This is a genomic window from Arthrobacter sp. P1_A5 (genome assembly GCF_056406825.1).
In genome coordinates, this window is the sequence record NZ_JBFTZL010000014.1 from 1 (window position 1) to 15,755 (window position 15,755).

The 15,755-nt window shown below is 68.8% G+C and carries 17 protein-coding genes; 7 read left to right on the forward strand and 10 right to left on the reverse strand.

Annotated features, from left to right (window positions below; translation table 11 throughout):
• Positions 1–85: 85 nt before the first annotated feature.
• From AC1D1S_RS04745 to AC1D1S_RS04755, 3 genes are all read right to left on the reverse strand, one after another.
• Positions 86–403 (reverse strand): hypothetical protein, encoded by a 318-nt coding sequence (locus AC1D1S_RS04745; RefSeq protein WP_243181720.1) that lies wholly within the window; start codon positions 401–403, stop codon positions 86–88.
• A gap of 63 nt (positions 404–466) precedes the next feature.
• Positions 467–772 (reverse strand): DUF1508 domain-containing protein, encoded by a 306-nt coding sequence (locus AC1D1S_RS04750; protein ID WP_028276137.1) that lies wholly within the window; start codon positions 770–772, stop codon positions 467–469.
• A 154-nt stretch (positions 773–926) separates the two neighbouring features.
• A complete protein-coding gene (locus AC1D1S_RS04755; RefSeq protein ID WP_028276136.1) occupies positions 927–2,714 on the reverse strand; it encodes a glycoside hydrolase family 15 protein in 1,788 nt (595 codons plus the stop codon).
• A gap of 103 nt (positions 2,715–2,817) precedes the next feature.
• On the opposite strand from AC1D1S_RS04755, the gene AC1D1S_RS04760 reads away from it, so the two are divergent.
• Together AC1D1S_RS04760 and AC1D1S_RS04765 are read left to right on the forward strand one after the other, a co-directional pair.
• Positions 2,818–3,573 (forward strand): DUF72 domain-containing protein, encoded by a 756-nt coding sequence (locus tag AC1D1S_RS04760; protein WP_476942828.1) that lies wholly within the window; start codon positions 2,818–2,820, stop codon positions 3,571–3,573.
• Between the two features lie 75 nt (positions 3,574–3,648).
• Positions 3,649–4,716, forward strand: coding sequence for an App1 family protein (locus AC1D1S_RS04765; RefSeq protein ID WP_476993856.1), 1,068 nt, complete (start codon positions 3,649–3,651; stop codon positions 4,714–4,716).
• Between the two features lie 42 nt (positions 4,717–4,758).
• Here the strand turns inward: AC1D1S_RS04765 and AC1D1S_RS04770 are convergent, their stop codons facing one another.
• Positions 4,759–6,276 carry a glycoside hydrolase family 1 protein gene (locus AC1D1S_RS04770; RefSeq protein WP_476993857.1) on the reverse strand — a complete coding sequence of 506 codons (1,518 nt, stop codon included), beginning with the start codon at positions 6,274–6,276 and terminating at the stop codon, positions 4,759–4,761.
• A 123-nt stretch (positions 6,277–6,399) separates the two neighbouring features.
• On the opposite strand from AC1D1S_RS04770, the gene AC1D1S_RS04775 reads away from it, so the two are divergent.
• Positions 6,400–6,945, forward strand: a complete 546-nt coding sequence (locus AC1D1S_RS04775; RefSeq protein ID WP_476942830.1) for a TspO/MBR family protein — start codon at positions 6,400–6,402, stop codon at positions 6,943–6,945.
• Between the two features lie 17 nt (positions 6,946–6,962).
• On the opposite strand, the gene AC1D1S_RS04780 is transcribed toward AC1D1S_RS04775, so the two are convergent.
• Positions 6,963–7,328: a J domain-containing protein gene (locus AC1D1S_RS04780; protein ID WP_243181715.1), complete on the reverse strand. Its 366-nt coding sequence runs from the start codon at positions 7,326–7,328 to the stop codon at positions 6,963–6,965.
• Positions 7,329–7,393: 65 nt separating this feature from the next.
• On the reverse strand, positions 7,394–7,822 hold the full coding sequence (locus AC1D1S_RS04785; protein WP_476942831.1) for an Hsp20/alpha crystallin family protein: 429 nt from the start codon (positions 7,820–7,822) through the stop codon (positions 7,394–7,396).
• Between the two features lie 136 nt (positions 7,823–7,958).
• On the opposite strand from AC1D1S_RS04785, the gene AC1D1S_RS04790 reads away from it, so the two are divergent.
• Positions 7,959–8,246, forward strand: coding sequence for a MerR family transcriptional regulator (locus tag AC1D1S_RS04790; RefSeq protein ID WP_243181714.1), 288 nt, complete (start codon positions 7,959–7,961; stop codon positions 8,244–8,246).
• Positions 8,247–8,252: 6 nt separating this feature from the next.
• Here AC1D1S_RS04790 and AC1D1S_RS04795 read toward each other — a convergent pair whose 3' ends face one another.
• A complete protein-coding gene (locus AC1D1S_RS04795) occupies positions 8,253–9,035 on the reverse strand; it encodes a phosphatase PAP2 family protein (protein ID WP_476993858.1) in 783 nt (260 codons plus the stop codon).
• A 243-nt stretch (positions 9,036–9,278) separates the two neighbouring features.
• On the opposite strand from AC1D1S_RS04795, the gene AC1D1S_RS04800 reads away from it, so the two are divergent.
• From AC1D1S_RS04800 to AC1D1S_RS04810, 3 genes are all read left to right on the forward strand, one after another.
• On the forward strand, positions 9,279–10,928 hold the full coding sequence (locus AC1D1S_RS04800; protein WP_476993859.1) for a purine-cytosine permease family protein: 1,650 nt from the start codon (positions 9,279–9,281) through the stop codon (positions 10,926–10,928).
• A complete protein-coding gene (locus tag AC1D1S_RS04805) occupies positions 10,925–12,091 on the forward strand; it encodes a cyclase family protein (RefSeq protein ID WP_308197252.1) in 1,167 nt (388 codons plus the stop codon). Before AC1D1S_RS04800 ends, AC1D1S_RS04805 begins: the two co-directional genes overlap by 4 nt.
• 202 nt (positions 12,092–12,293) lie before the next feature.
• On the forward strand, positions 12,294–12,503 hold the full coding sequence (locus AC1D1S_RS04810) for a hypothetical protein (protein WP_028276129.1): 210 nt from the start codon (positions 12,294–12,296) through the stop codon (positions 12,501–12,503).
• Positions 12,504–12,642: 139 nt separating this feature from the next.
• Here AC1D1S_RS04810 and manD read toward each other — a convergent pair whose 3' ends face one another.
• The 3 genes from manD to AC1D1S_RS04825 form a co-directional block, all read right to left on the reverse strand.
• The gene (gene manD / locus AC1D1S_RS04815) at positions 12,643–13,872 is read right to left on the reverse strand and encodes a D-mannonate dehydratase ManD (protein ID WP_476993860.1); all 1,230 of its coding nucleotides are present in this window, start codon (positions 13,870–13,872) and stop codon (positions 12,643–12,645) included.
• A 157-nt stretch (positions 13,873–14,029) separates the two neighbouring features.
• A complete protein-coding gene (locus tag AC1D1S_RS04820; protein WP_476944941.1) occupies positions 14,030–15,061 on the reverse strand; it encodes a sugar kinase in 1,032 nt (343 codons plus the stop codon).
• Entirely contained in the window at positions 15,061–15,732 is a 672-nt protein-coding gene (locus AC1D1S_RS04825; RefSeq protein WP_476944942.1) for a bifunctional 4-hydroxy-2-oxoglutarate aldolase/2-dehydro-3-deoxy-phosphogluconate aldolase, read from the reverse strand. Before AC1D1S_RS04825 ends, AC1D1S_RS04820 begins: the two co-directional genes overlap by 1 nt.
• Positions 15,733–15,755: the final 23 nt, after the last annotated feature.

Consider the following 15,755-nt stretch of genomic DNA (forward strand, 5'->3'; position numbering starts at 1 on the left):
GCTTTAGCCCGGCTGCGGGGCGGACGGCCGAGCGGCGGGAGGCGCTTCAGCCCGGCTGCGGGGCGGACGGCCGAGCGGCAGCCGCCTAGCGGGAGTCGTCGCCGCGGTCCCGGGCCTGCCGGCCCGTGCGGTAGCCGGACCAGAACGCCAGCAGGAGCAACCCGGTGCTGATCAGCGCGACCCCTGCCCAGATCCACGGGCCCATGATCATGAGCCCCTGCAGCACGACCGGCCCCGTGGCCAGCGGAGCATACGCGACCCAGCCAAAGTCCTCCTGCGTCCCCGGCCGGGCAAGAAGGGCCAGCCCGGCGAGGAGCATGGCCGCGGCAGTGAGCGGCACCGCCACACGGCCCAGCAGATTCTTGCGGGCACGGCCGGAGTTCCGATTCCCCCGCTGCTCCATGGCCATACTGTAACCGTTCGGCGCGGCGAACCGGCTGGGGAAACGGCCTACTCGATGATCAGGTCAGGTACGGGCCTGCGCCCTCTTGCCCGCCAGCGAGCCCCCCAGGGTGGAGTTTGAGCGCCCGGCACCGCCGCGCCGCCCCCTGATCACCCGGGCGGACGATCCGGGCACGGCGGCCCGGCCATCGGCGCTGCGGTCCCTGATCAGGCCGGTTCCGGCGATTTCCCTTGCCTGGGCGACGCCGGCAACGGCGGCTTTCTTGGTGGGAAACGTCACTGAGACTGCCATCAGTTGCCCTGCCCCGTCCATCATCCGAATGCGGTAGCCGCCGTCGGGCGCGTCCACGAGCTCAAAATATCCCGCCATTTGCAACACTCCTAGTTCCCTCGTATCCCCCGCCGGGATATTAGTAAGTGTACTTATTTTACGGTGCGGGGAAAGTGCTGAAGGTCCCGCTCTTCGTCCGTCGGCGGTCGCCGCGGCGGGGCCGCGGGGGCCACTGAGGGGCCGCGGGCGCGGATCACGGAAGCGGGGTGTCGCTACGGCGGACGCCGTCTTCATGCAGTTCCAGCGCGCTCATGACGAGGGCGAAGTGGCTGAAGGCCTGCGGCGTGTTGCCCAGCTGCCGACCGGTCTCGACGCCCCACTCCTCGCTGAGGAGCCCGACGTCGTTGCGCAGCGCCAGCAGGCGCTCGAACAGCTCCCGGGCCTCGTGGCGCCGGCCAGCCCCGATCAGGGCCTCGACCAGCCAGAAGGAGCATGCCAGGAACACCCCCTCCTCGCCGGGCAGCCCGTCATCGCTCTGTGCCGGCAGGTAGCGGCGCAGGAAGCCGTCGTGCGTCAACTCGCGCTGGACCGCGTCGATGGTTCCGATGATGCGCGGATCATCCGGCGGGAGGAACCCCACCCGGGGCAGCAGCAGGAGGCTCGCATCCAGCTCCGGCCGCCCGTAGGACTGCACGAACGTGTTGCGGTCGGCGTCGAACCCGTTGGCCATGACCTCGGCGTGGATGGCGTCACGCAGCTCCTCCCAACGGTCCGCCGGGCCGGTCAGGCCGAAGTCCCGGACGCCCTTGACCATGCGGTCCGCCGCCACCCAGGCCATCACCTTGGAGTGCGTGAAGTGGCGTTGCGGGCCGCGCATTTCCCACAGCCCGTTGTCCGGCTGGCGCCAGGCCGTCTCCAGATGTTCCATGAGGGCCACCTGGACGTCCCAGGCGTCGTCGGTGTGTTTGAGCAGGGAGTTCCGGGTCAGGGACAGGCAATCGAGGACCTCGCCCCAGACGTCGAGCTGCAGCTGGCCGGCCGCACCGTTACCGGTCCGCACCGGAGCGGAGTTTTCGTAGCCCTTCAGCCACGGCAGTTCGAGCTCCGGCATCCGGCGTTCGCCGTGGAGCCCGTACATGATCTGCAGATCCGCCGGGTCCCCGGCGATGGCGCGGAGCAGCCAGTCGCGCCACGCGCCGGCCTCCTCCGTGTAGCCCGCGGCCAGCAGCGCCTGCAGCGTGAGCGTGGCGTCGCGGAGCCAGCAGAAGCGGTAGTCCCAGTTCCTGGTGCCGCCGATCTCCTCCGGCAGCGACGTCGTGACGGCGGCCACGATCCCGCCGGTGGGGGCAAACGTCAGGGCCTTGAGCGTGATCAGCGAGCGCTGGACGGCGTCGCGGTAGCGCCCGGTGACCGTGCACTTCGCCGACCAGCGAAGCCAGAACTCCTCGGTGGACGCCAGGACCGTTTCCGGGTTCACCGACCGCGGCCGGCGGAGGTGGCTGGGGCTCCAGGTCAGCACGAAGGGCACACGCTCCCCGGCCTTGACCGTGAAGTCGCTGACGGTATGCATCCGCTCACCGCGCAGCGGCGCCTCGGTCACCAGATAGGCGGCATCGGGCCCGGCGACGGCGTGGATCCCGAGCTCGTCGTGGCGGACCCACGGCACAATATGGCCGTAGTCGAACCGGAGAGCCAGTTCGCCGCGCATCCGCACCGTGCCGCGGACACCGACCACGATCCGCACGATATCCGCCACCTCGTCCCGGGGCGGCATGAAGTCTATGATCCTGACCTTGCCCTCGGGCAAATCCCACTCGGTTTCAAGGATCAGCGTGCCCTTCCGGTAGCGGCGGCGCGTGCATTCCCCGCCGCCCGCCGGCGCCAGGAGCCACCGGCCGGCCGCGGGGGAATCGAGGAGGGCGCTGAAACAGGCCGGCGAGTCGAAGCGCGGCAGGCACAGCCAGTCGATGGAGCCTTCGGTGCTGATCAGGGCAGCGGTGTGCAGATCGCCGACCATTGCGTAATCCTCGATGCGTACCATGACACTTACAGTGCCACACGGCCGTCGCCCCGGCAGGGTGGAGGGAGCACGGTGGAGGGAGCACGGTGGAGGGCGCACGGCGGAGGGCGGAAGGGGAAGGGGCATGGCAGGGCACGTGGCCGCTGTGCGGATCGGCACTTCCGGCTGGAGCTATGACCACTGGGACGGGGTCCTCTATCCGCCGGGCCTGCCGGCCCGGGACAGGCTGGCATATTACGCGGCCCGCTTCGACACCGTGGAATTGAATGCCAGCTTCTACCGCTGGCCGAAAGAGGACTCGTTCGCCAGCTGGCGCCGCCGCCTGCCCGACGGTTTCGCCCTGTCCGTCAAGGCGCCCCGCGGCCTGACGCATGCCAAGAAGCTTTACGCCCCCGAGGTCTGGGCGGACCGGATCACCCGGTGCTGGCACGAACTCGGCGACAAGCGGGCCGTGCTGCTCGTCCAACTGCCCCCGGGTTTGGCGCGCGACGACGCCCGGCTGGACTACTTCCTGTCGGCTCTGCCCGGCTGGATCCGCGTGTGCGTGGAGTTTCGCCACCCCAGCTGGGACGACGACGCCGTATACGACCTGCTGGAACGTCACGGCGCGGCCTACTGCATCATGAGCGGCGCCGGGCTACCGTGCGTCCTGCGCGCCACCGCGGCGTTCGTCTATATCCGGCTGCACGGCCCCGACCACGACGTCCTGTACGGCGGGTCCTATTCCGATGACGACCTGCGCTGGTGGGCGGACCGGATCCGCGAGTGGCAGGCCGGCGGCAAAGACGTCTACGCGTATTTCAACAACGACGGCGGCGGCAACGCCGTCCGCAACGCCGCCACACTGCGCGGGCTGCTGGGTCAGCCGCCACGCTGGTAATCCGGCGCGGCGGGGGCCCGGGTCCGGGGACCCCGCCGGCACGGCCGGAGCCCGGCACTGTGGGAGAGTGGAGGCATGGAATTGGCCTCGCAACCAGCGCAGCAGCTGCCCGTGTCCGGCAACAGGGCCTTCCGGCTCGCCCACTGGGTGTCGGACACCGTCAACGGGTTCCGGCTCAAGACGGCCCGGCGCTGGAAGTTCAGCCCGCAGACAGTCGCCTATCAGGGCTACGGCTCGACCGAGTGGGTCAGGGTACTGGGCCGGGTGGTCCTCACCAGCCGGCCGGTGCCCGGCGGCAAGGCGGAGCGGCTGGCCCTGAACGGCAACCAGAACTTCCGCGGCTGGCGTGCCTTCACGAGCGTCCCGGTCCAGTTCACCGAGGTGGAGATCCAGATCGGCGGCGTCGCCACCCGCGTGCATGCGGACCGCGGCGGCCTGGTGGACACCCTGGTTCACGTGGCGTTGACCCCGGGCTGGCATACGGCCGTGCTGCGCGCCGAGGGAACGGAACCGGTCGAGGCCAGGATTTTCGTGATCTCGCCGGACACCAGGCTGGGCATCGTCTCGGACATTGACGACACCATCATGGTCACCGCCCTCCCCCGGCCCTTCCTGGCGCTGTGGAACACCTTCGTCCTGAACGAACGSGCMCGGATGGCGACRCCCGGCATGGCCGTYCTGMTGGAYCGGCTCAAGGTGGAGCACCCGGAGGCGCCGGTGATCTACCTGTCCACGGGGCCGTGGAACGCAGCTCCCACCCTGGCCCGTTTTATTGCCCGGAACCTCTATCCCTCCGGCGCGCTGCTGCTCACGGACTGGGGACTGACGCACGACCGCTGGTTCCGCAGCGGCCAGGAACACAAACGGCGGAACCTTGAGCTGCTGGCCCAGGAGTTCCCGAACATGCGCTGGCTGCTGTTCGGCGACAACGGCCAGCACGATGAAGAGATTTACTCCGGCTTCGCGCAGAAGCACCCGGACCAGGTGGCCGCGATCGGCATCCGGCAGCTCTCGGCCAGCGAGGCCGTCTTCGCCGGCGGCCACTCCGACACCGGAGACCACTCGGAGTCCTCCGTCCCGTGGTTCTATTCGCCCGACGGCGCGGGGCTCGCCAAGGGCCTGCAGGACCTGGATCTGCTCTAGGTTGACCCGGCTTGAGGGGCGTCAGGCTGCCGGGTGCGGCTCTCAGACGTCGGCGGTTTCGTCCTGCCTGCCGGCGCCGCCGGGCTGCGCGGCGCTGCCCGGCTCTCCGGCGGACGCCGCGCTGCGGGCCGCAATGACCTCCTGGAGCCAGTAGTAGGAGGCCTTCGGCGTGCGGACCTGGGTATCGAAATCGACGTGCACCAGACCGAACGGCTGCTTGTAGCCGGCGGACCACTCGAAGTTGTCCATGAAGGACCACACATAGTAGCCGCGAAGGTCGATGGCCTCGGCGGCGCCGCCGGGACGCGTCGCTTCCAGGGCCGTGCCGATGTGGTCTGCGAGGTAACGCAGGCGCCGTTCGTCCGGGATTATCCGGCGGTCCGTCCCGACAGGCTGGACCACGACGTCCTCGAAACTGGCCCCGCCCTCGGTGATGAAGACCGGGGGCAGATCCGGGTAGCGGTCGGCCATCTCGGCCAGGGCGACGGATATGAATTCGGGCTTGACCGGCCAGCCGTAGGCCGTGGTCTCGGTGTCCGGGAACTGCGCGATGTGGAAGGGCGCACCGGGTGTCCCGCTGAGGTCGTCCCCCATGGCCTCGGCCATTCCGGGCGGCACGGCCCCCTCACCCGGACCCGCCCCGACAAGGGTGGGCATGTAGTAGTTCAGGCCATAGAAATCCAGGGGCTGGGAAATCAGCTCCATGTCTTCGCTGGACGGGCTGAAGGACGACGAAAAGAAGGTGGCGGCCCGGATAACATCCGGGTATTTGCCGAGCAGCACCGGATCGGCGTAGAGCCGGTTTTGCGCCACATCCATGAGTCCGGCACTGACCTTGTCCAGCGGGTTCGCGGTGGCCGGGACCATCGGTGAGTAGACGTTGGTGATGCCGATGTCGCCCGGCACCTTGGCGGCACGCAGCGCCTGGAGCGCCAGGCCGTGGCCCAGCAGCTGGTGGTGCACGCTGGGGAGGGCCTTGAGCATGAGGGCCTCCCCGGGCGCGTGCATGCCCAGGGCGTAGCCGTTGGTGGTGACCGTGGCGGRCTCGTTGACAGTCACCCAGCGCCTCACGCGGTCCCCGAAGGCAGACGCGGCGATGGCGGCGAAGTCCCCCAGCCGGTAGGCCGTGTCACGGTTCATCCAGCCGCCGGCCTCGTCCAGGGGCAATGGGGTGTCCCAGTGGTAGAGCGTGGCCATCGGGGAAATGCCGTTGGCGAGCAACAGGTCGATCAGCCGGTCGTAGAAGTCCAGCCCGGCAGGGTTCGCGGGTCCGCTCCCGCCGGGCTGGATCCTGGACCAGGACAGCGAAAACCGGTACGAGTCGATCCCCAGCTCCTTCATCAGAGCCACGTCCTCGGGCATCCGGTGGTAGTGATCGCAGGAAACGGCCGGGCTCTGGTCCTCCACGATCGACCCCGGCTTCGCGGCGAAGACATCCCATCCGGAAGGGCCGCGGCCGTCTTCATCGAGTGCACCCTCGATCTGGAAGGCGGAGGTCGCCACACCCAGGGTGAAGCCGGGCGGAAGAAGGGAAGCCAGATCCTTGGCGGAAGCGTTCATCGACGGGGACCTCTATGTAGTTTCGGTGGTTGGTTGACTGATCTTAGGCTCCCCCGGGGGTGAGCGCCACGACCCTGGCCGTTTGACGGACGCGATGCCAACGGCCACTGTTGATCGGTGCACGTGAAAATTGAACAGGGCGTCAACCGCCGGCCGCCGGCGCCGCCCAGCCCCGGCCGGCAGGCGGCAGCCCTCCTTTGCTTCCTGGCGGTTTCCCATGGGGTGTCCTTCGTGGCGTCGCTGGTCATTATCGGCAACGCCGGCGGCTGGTACGCGGCGGCAGAGAAAGCTCCTTGGACTCCGCCGGGCTGGGCCTTCGGAGCGGTCTGGACGGTGCTCTACACGACCATGGCAGTGGCGGCGTGGCTGGTCTGGCGCCGGGGAACAGGACTTCGCTCCGGGCGCGGCCGGGGGGCCATGACCGTCTACGCCATCCTGCTGCTCGTCAACCTCGCCTGGGCGCCCCTGTTCTTCGGCATGTACCCCATGGCCGGCGGGGCCGCGCTCTGGCTGGCCCTGCTGCTCATCGCCGTCCATACGGTGGCTGCCGCCGTCACGGTGGTCCGGTTCGGCCTGATCAGCCGGGCGGCGGGACTGCTCATGCTGCCGTACCTCTCCTGGATCGTGTTCTCGCTGAGCCTGAACGCCTATGCCGCCGCCAGCAACTGATCCCAAGTGTTTCCCGGTCACGGCCCGGGTTCCCAGCGGACGGGGAGCACGCGCACAAGGGGATCCCGACGCCGGATGATGTGCACCGGGATGTCGCGGCTGCCTTGGCCGGCATGGTCGTTCCGGTGATGGAAGGTGTCGTCCTCGACGGCGGGACGCCAGCCGCCGGCGTCGTAGTCCGCCCGGCTCCTGGCGTCCCGCAGCACGGCGAAAGCGTGCAGGATGGCGCCGACATCGGGAGGGTCGGGGTCAGACTGGCCGACGTCGGGATGGTGCCGGCGCATCAGCGCCCGGAAGGCGCGGCCAATCTCCTGCCGGCCCGCCTCCGGCGAGACGTGCAATAGCGCGTAGTAGCCTCGGGGATCAGGGTTCCTGCCGGCCATGGTCGGTCTCCGTTGCCTGCAGCCGGAGCCGGAGCGACGCTGCGGGCGCCGCGCCGGCCCGGGGGCTACTTCCCGATCTCCTGCATCTTGTCCTGCGAACGGGTGACTTCAATCTTCCGCGGCTTGGCGGCCTCCGCCACCGGGATGCGGAGCGTCAGGACGCCGTCGGCGTAGTTTGCCTTGACGTTCTCCGTGTCCAGGGTGTCGCCGAGGATCAGCTGGCGGCTGAACACTCCACGGGGGCGCTCCGAGACCGTCAGTTCCACGTCGGGCCGCGCCGGGTCCCGCCGTTCCGCCCGGACCGTCAGGACGTTGCGCTCAATGTCGAGTCCGATCGAGTCGACATTGACGCCCGGAAGATCGAACGCGACGACGAATACGCCGTCTTCCTGCCACGCGTCCATGGGCATGGGCGCCGGGCGTGCCACCGTCCCGAACACCTGCTGCGCAAGCCGGTCGAAGTCACGGAACGGGTCCGTCCGAATCAACATCATTTCCCACTCCTTCAGCGAGACTTGATCTGCATTCCTTCTACAGCCCACCACAATTTTTGTGTGGTAGTGGGTATAGATTTTTTATAGCACCGGTGAAACACTGATGCAAGGGAATTTCCGGAACGGGAGGAAGACCATGGCGGACCGAGGCGCGAATTCAGGCCTGTACGCCATCTCGGTGGTGGCGCAGCTGGTGGGCACGGGGCAGCAGAATATCCGGCTCTACGAGCGCCGGGGGCTCCTCGCGCCGGACCGCACTGCGGGTGGCACCCGGCAATACAGCGACGCAGACCTTGTGGTGCTGCGGCGGATCGGCCAACTCCTGGCAGAGGGGCTTAACCTGGCCGGCGTGGCCAAGGTGATGGAACTCGAGGCCGCCAACGCCCGGCTGCGGACCGAACTCAAGCGGGCGCGCAGCCGCTGACGGTGCTCAGTCCTGGCTGGTGTCGGCGGTGGAGAGCGTCCCGGTGACCTGTTCGCCCGGAATCCGCGCCGTCCGCCAGGTGTCCAGCGCAATGACGCCGCCCAGGATCACGAGCGAGATCGAGAAGGCGCCCAGGGCATCGGTCATCCAGTGGTAGCCGAGGTAGAGGCGGCTGACGGCGGCGAAGAAGATGCCGATCCCCGCCACGATGAAGGCGATGACAGCGGACATGGGGTTCTTCCGGCGCGAAAAGACCAGATACGTGGTGACCAGCAGGAAGTCGCACGCGCCAAGGACGTGGCCGGACGGAAACGAGAACGTGGAGTCGGCGCCGAAGAGCATGAGGTCGATCGGAGGCCGGTGGCGTTCGACGATGTGGCCGATGACCTGCGCCAGAATGACGCCGGTCAGCATGGCGCCGGCCAGGAGCATCGGCCGCCAGGCGTGCTTGGCGAGCAGGCCCCAGGCCACCGTCACGATTAGGACGATGATTGGCAGGCCGATAGGGCCGAAGATGATCGCAAGGATGATCATGATGATGGTGGTGGGTTCCGCGCGCAGGGTCAGGAGCCAGGTCCGCACGGGCTCATCCGCCGCCGAGATGCCGCCGTGCTGCAGGACTCCGGCGAGGATTACCACGAACAGCACGGCGCCCGCGATCATCAGGAGGACGGCGGTCCGGTAGAGATTCCGGCGCGCCGTCACGCTCATGAAGCGCTCCTCCACGACGAACTTTTCGTGGAAGGTCCGCCACCGTCCCTGGGGTTTGCCTGCTTGAGCCTGTGCCATGTCGCTGTGCCGCCTTTGCGCCGTGTTGTGGATGGTCCCCGTTGAAGATTATCCCTGTTATTCACCGGGCGGCGGGCACATCGGCCGCCCGGGCTTCCCGCGGCAGGGTCCCGGTCCGGCGGCCGGTTGCGTAAACCGCCGGCCGGACAGGGCAGGGCCTTGCTGTGAGCCGCTTCACAGTGTAGCCTCCAACACAACTTGTGATGCTTATAAAGCAACTCTTAGGAATCAATGATGAGCTGGATGGAGAACGACATGGTCGAGGAAAAGCCTGACGGCGCCGGCGCAGGGCGGAACCGCGGCAAGGTCACGGACGTGGAGACCTACGGCATTGAGCGGATCCCCGAAAAGGACCGCAATGCCAGCGCCTTTGACTTGTTCAGGGTTTCGTTCGGCGGTGCCAACACCTTTGCCACCGCCTTCCTGGGCGCATTTCCGATCCTGTTCGGCCTGTCGTTCTGGCAGGGGCTCGCCGCGACGGTGACGGGCCTGGTTGTCGGCGCCCTCCTGCTGGCGCCCATGGCCGTCTTTGGCCCCACGAACGGAACCAACAACGCGGTGTCCTCCTCCGCCCACCTGGGCGTGCACGGCCGGGTGGTCGGGTCATTCCTGTCACTGCTGACCGCGCTGGCATTTTTCTCCATCTCGGTCTGGAGCTCCGGCGATGCCCTGGTCGGCGGGCTGAACCGGCTGGTCGGCCTGCCGCAGGACATGGGCTCGTTCGCCGTCGCCTACGGCCTCTTCGGTGGACTCGTTCTGGTGGTCTGCGTCTACGGGTTCAAGTTCATGCTGCTGGTGAACAAGATTGCCGTCACCGCGGCCACCCTGCTGTTCGTTGTCGGCTTCATCGCCTTCGCGGGCGACCTCAACCTGAACTTCGAGGGTGCCTTCGGAACCGGATTCGACGGCGTCGGCGTCGCAGGGTTCATCCCGGCGTTCATCGGCGCGGCCCTGATCGTCATGTCCAACCCCATCTCCTTCGGCGCGTTCCTGGGCGACTGGGCGCGCTACATCCCGACCGCCACCCCGAAGCGCAAGGTCATGGGCGCGGCGCTGCTGGCCCAGCTGGCCACCCTTATTCCGTTCGTCTTTGGCCTGGCCACGGCGTCCATCATCGCCACCAAGGCGCCGGAATTCATGGACCCGGCGGCGCCGAACTACGTCGGCGGCCTGCTGGCGGTCTCCCCCGCCTGGTACTTCATCCCGCTCTGCGCCATCGCCCTGATCGGCGGCATGTCCACCGGGGCGTCCTCGCTGTACGGGACCGGCCTTGACTTCAGCAGCGTCTTCCCGAGGTTCAACCGGGTCCAGGCCACCCTGTTCATCGGGGTCCTGGCGATCGCCTTCATCTTCGCCGGCCGCTTCGCCTTCAACCTCGTCCAGAGCATTTCCACGTTCGCCACCCTGATCGTGACCTGCACCGCGCCCTGGATGGTGGTGATGATCATCGGTTTCATCACCCGCCGCGGCTGGTACGACGCCGATGCCCTCCAGGTGTTCAACCGGCGCCAGACCGGCGGACGGTACTGGTTCAACCACGGCTGGAACCTGCGCGGCATGGCGGCCTGGCTGGTCAGCGCCGGCGCCGGGTTGAGCATGGTGAACATGCCCGGCCAGTTCCAGGGGCCCCTGGGCAACCTGGCCGGCGGTGTGGACATCAGTCTGCCGGCATCGCTGGGGCTTGCAGCCGTCCTCTACCTCGGGCTGCTGTGGATCTTCCCGGAGCCGCGCGGAGTGTTCCCGGCCGCCGGGCCGCGCTGGATCCCCGCGAAGGACACCCCGGTGCCGCCGGTCATCGATGCGGCTGGAAACACGGTCGCCGCCGGAACACCGGAGGCAGCCGCGCCGGACCTGCACGGCGACTTCGACACGGAACTGGTGGGCCAGCGGTGACGTGGTTCGATCTCAGCGTCCCGCTGCGCACGGGAATGCCTGTCTATCCCGGCGACCCGGAGGTCCGGATCGCATCGGCACTGACCGTGGAGGCCGACGGCGCCAACGTGCTCTCGCTCGGACTGGGCTCCCATTCGGGTACCCACGCCGACGCACCGCTGCATGTGGGCAACGGCTGGGCAGCTTTGGACGAATTGCCGCTGTCCCTTTTCGGCGGCGTCGCCGAAATCGTGGACGTCCGGGACGTGGCCCGCGGCGGCGCCATCACCGCCGCGCACTTGGCGGGAATCGCCCCGGCGGGCTCAGCCGGGGAGCCAGGGAAACCCGGGTATCCGGGCAGTCCAGAGAAGATCCTCCTGCTGCACACCGGCTGCGCTGCGGCGTGGGGAACGGAGGAGTACCTCAAGCACCCGTGGCTGGAGGCTGCGGCGGCGCAACTGATCGTGGACCGCGGCTACCGCGCCGTAGGCCTGGATGCCCTCAGCGTGGATCCCACCTCCCCCGGCGCCACGCACGGCGACCAGCAGGGCAACCAGGACGGCGGCCCGGCCGGCGGCGGTTTCCCCGCCCACGACATTCTGGCCGGGAACGGCTGCATCATCGTGGAAAACCTCACCGGACTGGAGCAGGTCCAGCGGGCCACAGACGCAGGATCCGACGTCGAGCTCTTCCTCTTTCCCCTCCGTATCCCCGGGGCCGACGGCGCCCCGATCCGGGCCGTGGCCCGGCCGCTGCCGGCAGCGGTGCTGCGGCCGGCAGCGCCCCGCGACCTCAGCCGCGAAGAGGTCCAGGAGGCAGCCGACCGCCTGGTCGCCGCCTTCGCCGCCACGGACACCGAGGCCTACTTTGCGGCCTTCAGCCCGGAGGCGACCTTCATCTTCCATCCGGAAGCCCAGCGCCTTGGGTCCCGCTCCGCCTACCGCACCCTGTGGGACAGCTGGCTCGCCGGTGGCTGGCGTGTGCTCGAATGCCGGAGCAGCGAGCAGGATATCCAGCTCCTCGGGGCTACCGCGGTGTTTTCACACCGCGTGGCCACGACGGTCCGGGTTGACCGGGACGGTGGCCGCGATACGAGCGATGAACGGGAGACCATCATCTTCTCCCGCGCCCCCGACGGCGGCATTGTTTGCATGCACGAGCATCTTTCGGCCTGCCCGCAGTGATGCCGGGTGATTAGACTCACTGGGACCACCCGGGCCTGGGTGGATCTGCAGGTCAGCCGCCCGGGCCGCAATGTGCGGGCATTTGGCGTCCGCACGGGCCACGCGCTCATGCGGCGTGGTGATTTGACGGGCCAATAAATATGACGTTACTGTTCCTGAATCCATTGGGGCCGACTAGAAGTACTCCAAGAAAGACAGAGCGATGACCACCATTACCGAGCCCATTGAGATCCAGGTCGACAACCGGCGCGTGCTCGACGACCGACTCAACGACGCCGTCCGCGGGCTGCAGCAGCTCGCCATGACAACCGGGACGCACGGCATTTTGCTCACGCGGCACAAGCCGGGCCACTACACCGCGGCCCTCTCCGACCAGGTCCCCTTCGGCATGACCCGGGAACAGGTTCACTAAGCAACCAGCACACCGGACGCTGAGAGCCGGACTCAAAAGAGCCAGGTCCCGGGCGGCTGAGCATCGACTCGCCGCCCGGGACCTTTTTGGTGCTTAAGGCACTGCCAGCCGCCAGTGCCGGTTACCTGTCGTGGCCGGGTTACCAGTCATGGACGGTGCCGTCGACGAGGCGGTTGTAGGGCAGGTAGGCCTKCTGGTAGGGGAACGCGGCGGCGGCTTCTTCGTTGAATTCGACGCCGATGCCGGGCTTGTCGCCGGGGTGCAGGTAGCCGTCGACGAAGGTCATGGATTGTTCGAAGACCTCGTTGGTTTTGTCCGAGTGCTGCATGTATTCCTGGATGCCGTAGTTGTGGATCGCCAGGCCCACGTGCAGCTGCGCGGCGAACCCGACCGGGGAGATGTCGGTGGGGCCGTGGAAGCCGGACTTGATCTGGTACTGCGCGGCGTAGTCCATCACCTTCTTCAGCGGGCTGATCCCGCCGAAGTGGGTGGAGGCTGCCCGCACGTAGTCGATCAGCTGTTCCTTGATCAGGGCCTGGTAGTCGTAGACGGTGTTGAAGATTTCCCCGATCGCGAGCGGGGTGGTGGTGTGCGCCCGGACCAGGCGGAGGGCTTCCTGGTTTTCGGCCGGGGTGCAGTCCTCGAGCCAGAACAGGTCGTAGGGTTCGAGCGCCTTGCCCAGCTTCGCGGCCTGGATCGGGGTCATCCGGTGGTGCCCGTCGTGCAGCARCGGGAYGTCCGGGCCGAACTCGTTGCGCACGGCCTCGAACACGGTGGGCAGGTGGCGGAGGTAGGCGCGGGTGTCCCAGTCCTCTTCCTGCGGGAACGCGCCGCGTCCGGCCGGTTCGTAGTCGTAGCGTTCCCCGGAGGCCTGGGCCTGGGCCGCGACGCCGTAGACGGCCTTGATCCCGGGCACGGCGGTCTGGATCCGGATCGACTTGTAGCCGAGCTCCAGGTGCTCACGGACCGAATCGAACAGCGAGGGCAGGTCCGCGCCGGAGGCGTGCCCGTAGGCGCGCAGCCCGTTCCGGGACGCCCCGCCCAGGAGCTGGTAGACCGGCATCCCGGCGAGTTTGCCCTTGATGTCCCACAGCGCCATGTCCACGGCCGCGATCGCGGCCATCGTGACCGGGCCGCGGCGCCAGTACGAGGACCGGTACAGGAACTGCCAGGTGTCCTCGATCCGGTGCGGGTCCTTGCCGATCAGCAGCTGCGCGACGTGCTCCTTCAAATAGGCGGCCACGGCGAGCTCGCGCCCGTTCAGGGTCGCGTCCCCGATCCCGGTCACGCCGTCCTCGGTGGTGATCCGCAGGGTCACGAAATTCCGGGAGGGGCTGGTGACGAACACTTCAGCGGCAATGATTTTCACAACAGGTCCTTTTCTGCTCTTACAGGGGGTGTCTTAGTTGCCCGGCGCCAGCGGCCCGGCGCCGGCGGGAACGGTGGGAGCGCCGCCGGCGGCGCCGGACGGCCGGACGCCGGCCGAAGAACCGTCAACGCCGGTACGGCGGGCTTAAAGCGGGGGCTTAGCGCTGGGTGGTTCCGCCCGGCGTGGTCCCGAGCAGTGCCAGCTCCGCACGGCCGGGCAGGCCTTCCCAGTCCCCCGCGGTGCTGACGGCGAAGGCTCCCGCCAGGGCGCCGCGCTGCAGGCGGCCGGCGACGTCGGCGCCGTCGAGCAGGGCGGACAGGTAGCCGGCGGTGAAGGCATCCCCGGCGCCCACGGTATCGATGCTGGTCACAGGCACGGCGGGCACTTCCCACCGCCCGTCGGCGGTGTGGACACCGGCACCGGCGGCGCCGCGCTTGACCACGACTTCGCGGACGCCGCGCTCCAGCAGTTCGGCGGCCATGGCTGTTTCGGCGGCATCTGCATCTGTATCGGCATCGCCGGGGTGCGGTGATCCCTCCGGGCCAGCTCCCACCGGGGCCGCGACCAGCCCGAGCTCATCGTCGGAGGCGATCACGATGCTGGCGTGCCGGGCAAGCGGCGTGAGCGCGGCGCGGGCCTCCTCCCGGGTCCAGAGCTTGCTGCGGTAATTGACGTCGAGGGAGACCTCCATGCCTTCGGCGGCGGCGCGCTCGGCCGCGTAATCCACGGCCTTGCGGGCGTCGGGGCTGAGGGCGGCGGTGATGCCGGTCAGATGCAGGATCCGGGCCCCTGCCGCCAGGGCACGGTCCAGGTCCTCCCGGCCGAGGGTGGACCCGGCGGATCCGGCGCGGTAGTAGAAGGCCCGGGTGACATCCGCGGTGCGCTGTTCAAGGAACATCACCCCGGTGTTCCTTGCCGCGTCAATCCGGTGCCGCAGCCCGATTCCCTCGGCGCGCAGCTGCCGCAGAATGTACTCCCCGTGCGGGTCGGCGCCGACAACCCCGGCCCAGGTGACGCTGTGCCCGAGCCGGGCGACCCCGACGGCCACGTTCGATTCGGCCCCGGCCACGTGCATGCCGAGGCTGCCGCCGGCGGACAGCGGGCCGGTGGACCGCAGCGAGACCATGGACTCGCCAAACGTCAGCAGGTCGACGCCCTCCCCGGCCAAAGCCGGGCCGACGGCGGCCATCACCGCAGGCTCTCCGCGCGCGGGCGGCCGAACCCGGCGGCCAGGGTCACGAAACCGCGGGCCCGCTCCCGCATCGGGGCGAGGTCGCCGCCGGAGCCGGCATCGCCGAACAGCGGTCCGCCGAGCCCCACGGCAATGGCGCCGGCTTCCCAGTAGCCCTCGGCTTCATCCAGCCCGACGCCGCCGACGGCGACGAACGGGATCCCGGGGAACGGGTCGCGGAGTGCCTTGAGGTAGCCCGGACCGCCGATGGAAGCGGGGAAGAGCTTGACGGCCGTGGCGCCGCGGTTCATGGCTTCGTGGGCCTCGCTGGGTGTCAGCGCACCGGCGAGCACAGGCAGTGCCAGCCGGGCCGACTCGGCAATCGACTCTGCCAGCGACGGGGTCACCATGAACTGGCCGCCCGCCTCGGCGACGCGGGCAACGTCCTGGGCCGTCAGCACCGTTCCGGCACCGACGAAGCAGCCCGCGGGGGCGGCCGCGCGGACTTCCCGGATGGCTTCAAGGGCCCGGGGTGTGGTGAGCGCTATTTCGACATACCGGAAGCCCTCCTCCATCGCCGCGAGGGCTGCCTTCGCGGCGGCCGCGCCGTCCGTGCCGCGCACAATGGCCACCAGCCGGCTTTCCTGGATCCCGGCCAGCAGCAGTTCGGGCGTCAGGGTGTTCTCCATGTCAGGCTTCTCCTTCAAGGCAA

Coding starts and splice junctions, on each gene's coding strand:
- AC1D1S_RS04745 (WP_243181720.1), bottom strand. CDS start 403: ATGGAGCAGCGGGGGAATCGGAACTCCGGCCGTGCCCGCAAGAATCTG.
- AC1D1S_RS04750 (WP_028276137.1), bottom strand. CDS start 772: ATGGCGGGATATTTTGAGCTCGTGGACGCGCCCGACGGCGGCTACCGC.
- AC1D1S_RS04755 (WP_028276136.1), bottom strand. CDS start 2,714: ATGGTACGCATCGAGGATTACGCAATGGTCGGCGATCTGCACACCGCT.
- AC1D1S_RS04760 (WP_476942828.1), top strand. CDS start 2,818: ATGGCAGGGCACGTGGCCGCTGTGCGGATCGGCACTTCCGGCTGGAGC.
- AC1D1S_RS04780 (WP_243181715.1), bottom strand. CDS start 7,328: ATGGCCGGCAGGAACCCTGATCCCCGAGGCTACTACGCGCTATTGCAC.
- AC1D1S_RS04785 (WP_476942831.1), bottom strand. CDS start 7,822: ATGATGTTGATTCGGACGGACCCGTTCCGTGACTTCGACCGGCTTGCG.
- AC1D1S_RS04790 (WP_243181714.1), top strand. CDS start 7,959: ATGGCGGACCGAGGCGCGAATTCAGGCCTGTACGCCATCTCGGTGGTG.
- AC1D1S_RS04795 (WP_476993858.1), bottom strand. CDS start 9,035: ATGGCACAGGCTCAAGCAGGCAAACCCCAGGGACGGTGGCGGACCTTC.
- AC1D1S_RS04800 (WP_476993859.1), top strand. CDS start 9,279: ATGGAGAACGACATGGTCGAGGAAAAGCCTGACGGCGCCGGCGCAGGG.
- AC1D1S_RS04810 (WP_028276129.1), top strand. CDS start 12,294: ATGACCACCATTACCGAGCCCATTGAGATCCAGGTCGACAACCGGCGC.
- AC1D1S_RS04820 (WP_476944941.1), bottom strand. CDS start 15,061: ATGGCCGCCGTCGGCCCGGCTTTGGCCGGGGAGGGCGTCGACCTGCTG.
- AC1D1S_RS04825 (WP_476944942.1), bottom strand. CDS start 15,732: ATGGAGAACACCCTGACGCCCGAACTGCTGCTGGCCGGGATCCAGGAA.